Genomic DNA, 3,951 nt, shown 5'->3' with positions numbered 1-3,951 from the left:
AACTTCAAGGAAAAACCATGAAATACGCTCGCGCAATTGCATTCGCCGCCCTGGCCGGCATCACCATCATCAGCGCTGGTTGCGCCGTTACCCGTGGTCAGGAAACTGCCGGCTCTTACGTCGACGACGCTGCCATCACTACCGCCGTGAAGGCCAAGTTCGCTGCAGACAAGACGGTTGCCGCCACCGCGATCAGCGTCGAAACGCTGAACGGTACGGTGCAACTGTCCGGTTTTGCCAAGTCGGCTGCTGAAAAAGCCCAGGCTGAGAGCATTGCCCGCAACACCAAGAACGTCCGCGCTGTGCGCAATGACATCGTCATTCGTCCTTAAACCAGCCCCGATGGGGTGAGACGGGCCGGCGCTGCCAGCCCGTCAAGCGGGGCCCGGTTGTCTGCAACCGGGCCCCTTTTTTTTGCGCGATCGATACGCGCCGCGGTGCTCCGCGTGGGCGCCCCATAAAAAAAGGTCACTGGTCCGCCACCAGAAGGCGCGTGCCAATGACCTTCGCGGACGTGAAGCGAATCAGCCTGGTGTGACCGTCAACTGGTTGTTCACCGACCTCACGCCCTTGACCTGTTTGGCGATGTCCGTGGCCTTGTCCTTCGCTGCCGCACTGGGGGCCGGGCCATTCAGGCTGACGACGCCGTCCTTGGTGTCGACATTGATCTTGATGGCGCTTAGATCCGGGTCCTTGGCCAGTCCGGTGGAGACGGTCGCCGTGATGGTCACGTCGTCGATCTTGTCACCCATGGTGGCGCTGGCCTGGCTGCCCGTGGCCTGCGCGTCTCTGGATGCTTCCTTCATGGCATTGCCGGCATCCTTGGCAGCCTGCTCGGTCTTGGCGATGCCTGAGTCAATCGATTGGCCGACGGTTTTGTTGTCATCCGCCTTGTTGCAGGCCGTCAGCGCCAGCAGGACGGCAGCGGAACACGCCAGCGCCAGAAGCGGCCGCCGCGGTTGAAGAGGGGTCGGGTTCATGGTGGCTCTCCTGGTTTGGGATGAGAGCTGCAAGCGCAGCGTTCAGATCTTGTCGATCAGCTTTTTGGCGTTGTCTTTGACGTCTTCCTTGGCGTCGCCGTAGCCCGCCTGGGTTTTTCCCTTGGCCTGGTCCACCAGACCTTCGGCCTCCAGCTTTTCATTGCCAACCACGCGACCAGCCACTTCCTTGGCTTTGCCCGCAGCCTGGTCCACACGGCCTTCGACTTGATGCTTGTTCATGGTGCTTTTTCCTTTGAAATGGGTGCGGCCCACCAGAATGGTGGACACAGCTTCACTGTAGGCAGGCACGCAAGGGCAACTCGTCAGCGCCTGCGGAATTCCCTGTAGGACGACAGGCAGTACCTGCACAGCGGCCCGTCAAGGGTGACAGGATCCGTGCTGCTGGCGGAAAAGGCGGGGCGGCAGCGCCTGCGGATCGGCAAACAGCCCACGCTGCGCCGACCGGGCCTGTGTCTGCAGGGTCAGATAAGGTCCGCCTTCGCGTCCATACCGGTACGACCAGGCATGGCCGTGCGCGACCATCCAGGCGGCCATGTCTTCGCCCCCCAGGTACACGGTCGCCACGGCACGGCCATAGTCGTCATGACGGCGGGTCGTCACGACCACCCAGCGGCGAGCCACGCGGCGTGCCAAGGCCGCACGCGCGGCACGGCCGCCGGCCTGGCAGATCTCGGGCGCATCCATGCCGGCCATGCGCAGCTTCACCGGCCGGCCGCCTCCTGCCGGTCGGACCCAGAGGGTATCTCCATCAGTGATATGAGTGACTTTCATGCTTTCCGCCCAAGCAGGATGGGCGGCGGCAGCTATCAAAAACAGAGCAAATTTGAGCGACGTCACCGTCTTGCCTCCTGCACGGCGGGGTTCATGCAGTCACGATCCAGCCCTCGAGCGGGTCGACATCGCCGGGCAGGCCGTAACACGCCGCACCTTGCGCATGTTGCGCCTGGGCCCACGCGGCCTGCATCAGGCAAAGCGCCGCATCCAGGCTGTCGCCGCTGGCGTCGTCGACCAGGGTGTCACGCTGGGCATGGCTGACTTTCAGTCGCAGGCCGAGCCGGGTCTGGCCCATCTCCAGCGCGGTGATCAGGTCCTTGCGCGCAATCAGCCGGTCCGGCGTCTGCTTGAGCCGCTCATCACTTTTGTAGGAGCGCCGGCCGAGCACTTCGCGCGCGAGCAACCCCGGGTAGGCTTCGAGCGCGACGCGCGACCGGTCGCCCACGTGCAGTCCGGGCAGGTGAACGCCGGCGGCCAGCAGCCGCGGCACCCCCGCGTGCAGCATGAAGGCCACCGGCGGATTGATCCATTTCATGGACGGGCTGGAGCCGGCCGGGACGTCGGTGGCGCGGTGCGCAAACTTGCCGCCCACCGGGCGTGCGGCGCAGAAACCTGCAAAAGTCTGCCGGATCTCTTCACGGCTGAGGCTGGCGTAGTGGGCCATCAGCGCCGGCCAGGTGCGCGGCCAGCCGAGATGCTCGACCAGCTCGCGCGGCAGGCCAAAAGGAAAATCGAAGGCGCCGACCCAGCGGCGCGGCTGATGCAGCCAGTGACCGAAGGCCTCCAGCGACTCGATGCGCTCCAGCCCTTGCAGCAGCACCCGCCCCTTGTCGGCTGTGCCACTGGCCAGCACAATCGGCTTGCGCCGCGTCGGGCTGCTGGAGAAGTCACAGCCGATGATCAGGCCGGAGTTCATGCGGACAGCAGGTAGGGGTGGGGCGCGCCTCAGAGGCTGTGAAGATTTCGCAGCGGGCGCGCCGGCGAGATCTCAGGAAGCGCATCCGCACCAGCGGGCGGTGCGCAGCGCAGGAGCCAGATCCGGCCGCGCAGCAGAAAGCGTTCCAGCCTCTCAGACCTTGCCGCAAATCGAGGCGGTGGCCATCAGGTCTTCCAGCAAGGCCAGCGACACCTTCCCCGACACCGAGTAGGGATCGAGTTCGGCCTTTTCGGAGTATTTGAGCAGGATGGAGGCGTTGATTCGCTCGACATTGACCTGGCCCATGGTCCAGCCGCCAAACCGCCGCTCGGAGATTTCCTCGTAATGCAGCAGCACCACGTCCTTGTGGCGCGGGTCTTTCTGGATGTGGCCGTAGAGGTCGCTGATCTGCATGCGCCCACCTTCGAGGGCCTGCAGGAAAATGCCGCCGCCGTAACAGAGGATGCCGGTGATGCCCATGGCCGGGTTGTGGCTGCGCGACTGCGCGAGGATGGATTCGGTGAGATCGCTGGAGCCGGGGTTGACCGAGCGGCTCGCGTAAAGAAGTCGTACCAACATCGTGTGTCCTTAGCTGTTGCTCTTTTTGGGGATGAGCGACAAAAATTCGCGGCGCAGATTGGGGTCCTTGAGGAACACCCCGCGCATGACGGAATTGATCATCTTGCTGTCCATGTCCTTCACGCCACGCCAGCCCATGCAGTAGTGGCTGGCTTCCATGACGATGGCCAGGCCGTCGGGCTGGGTTTTTTCCTGGATCAGGTCGGCCAGCTGAACCACGGCTTCTTCCTGGATCTGGGGGCGGCCCATGACCCATTCGGCCAGACGGGCGTATTTGGACAGGCCGATGACGTTGGTGTGCTCGTTGGGCATCACCCCGATCCAGACCTGGCCGATCACCGGGCAGAAGTGGTGCGAGCAGGCGCTGCGTACCGTGATGGGGCCGACGATCATCAGTTCGTTGAGGTGCTCGGCGTTGGGAAACTCGGTGATGGTGGGGGCGGTGACATACCGGCCCTTGAATACCTCGTTGAGGTACATCTTGGCCACGCGGCGCGCGGTGTTGTTGGTGTTGTGGTCGCGCGCGGTGTCGATCACCAGGCTGTCCAGCACGCCCTGCATCTTGCCTTCCACCTCGTCCAGCAGCTTTTCCAGGTCGCCCGGCTCAATGAAGGCGGCAATGTTGTCGTTGGCATTGAAGCGCTTTTTCGCCAGGGCGAGGCGTTCGCGGATCTTGACGGA

At 63.9% G+C, this 3,951-nt stretch carries 7 protein-coding genes; 1 reads left to right on the top strand and 6 read right to left on the bottom strand.

Translation table 11 applies throughout. The features are described from left to right. Nucleotides 1–17 precede the first annotated feature (17 nt). Nucleotides 18–332 (top strand): BON domain-containing protein, encoded by a 315-nt coding sequence (locus PSV33_RS04105; RefSeq protein WP_300559013.1) that lies wholly within the window; start codon nt 18–20, stop codon nt 330–332. A gap of 192 nt (nt 333–524) precedes the next feature. Here the strand turns inward: PSV33_RS04105 and PSV33_RS04100 are convergent, their stop codons facing one another. The 6 genes from PSV33_RS04100 to folE all read right to left on the bottom strand — a co-directional run. Next, on the bottom strand, nt 525–980 hold the full coding sequence (locus tag PSV33_RS04100; RefSeq protein ID WP_300559010.1) for a BON domain-containing protein: 456 nt from the start codon (nt 978–980) through the stop codon (nt 525–527). A 42-nt stretch (nt 981–1,022) separates the two neighbouring features. Further along, a complete protein-coding gene (locus PSV33_RS04095) occupies nt 1,023–1,220 on the bottom strand; it encodes a CsbD family protein (protein ID WP_300559007.1) in 198 nt (65 codons plus the stop codon). A gap of 138 nt (nt 1,221–1,358) precedes the next feature. Beyond that, a complete protein-coding gene (locus tag PSV33_RS04090) occupies nt 1,359–1,772 on the bottom strand; it encodes a thermonuclease family protein (RefSeq protein WP_300559004.1) in 414 nt (137 codons plus the stop codon). 91 nt (nt 1,773–1,863) lie between these two features. After that, a complete protein-coding gene (locus PSV33_RS04085) occupies nt 1,864–2,691 on the bottom strand; it encodes a DUF429 domain-containing protein (RefSeq protein WP_300559001.1) in 828 nt (275 codons plus the stop codon). Between the two features lie 153 nt (nt 2,692–2,844). Then, a complete protein-coding gene (locus PSV33_RS04080; RefSeq protein WP_300536646.1) occupies nt 2,845–3,270 on the bottom strand; it encodes a BLUF domain-containing protein in 426 nt (141 codons plus the stop codon). Between the two features lie 9 nt (nt 3,271–3,279). After that, nucleotides 3,280–3,951: GTP cyclohydrolase I (folE, locus tag PSV33_RS04075; protein ID WP_300558998.1), on the bottom strand; the 672-nt coding region annotated here is incomplete at its 5' end.

This window comes from Polaromonas sp., from assembly GCF_029945895.1.
GTDB lineage: Bacteria > Pseudomonadota > Gammaproteobacteria > Burkholderiales > Burkholderiaceae_C > Polaromonas.
Note: the sequence above shows the minus strand (reverse complement) of the source record. Positions and strands in the feature narration are given on the sequence as shown.

What these genes read in the sequence shown, in the direction of transcription:
- PSV33_RS04095 (WP_300559007.1), bottom strand. Translation starts at nt 1,220, where the DNA reads ATGAACAAGCATCAAGTCGAAGGCCGTGTGGACCAGGCTGCGGGCAAA.
- PSV33_RS04090 (WP_300559004.1), bottom strand. Translation starts at nt 1,772, where the DNA reads ATGAAAGTCACTCATATCACTGATGGAGATACCCTCTGGGTCCGACCG.
- PSV33_RS04085 (WP_300559001.1), bottom strand. Translation starts at nt 2,691, where the DNA reads ATGAACTCCGGCCTGATCATCGGCTGTGACTTCTCCAGCAGCCCGACG.
- PSV33_RS04100 (WP_300559010.1), bottom strand. Translation starts at nt 980, where the DNA reads ATGAACCCGACCCCTCTTCAACCGCGGCGGCCGCTTCTGGCGCTGGCG.
- PSV33_RS04080 (WP_300536646.1), bottom strand. Translation starts at nt 3,270, where the DNA reads ATGTTGGTACGACTTCTTTACGCGAGCCGCTCGGTCAACCCCGGCTCC.
- PSV33_RS04105 (WP_300559013.1), top strand. Translation starts at nt 18, where the DNA reads ATGAAATACGCTCGCGCAATTGCATTCGCCGCCCTGGCCGGCATCACC.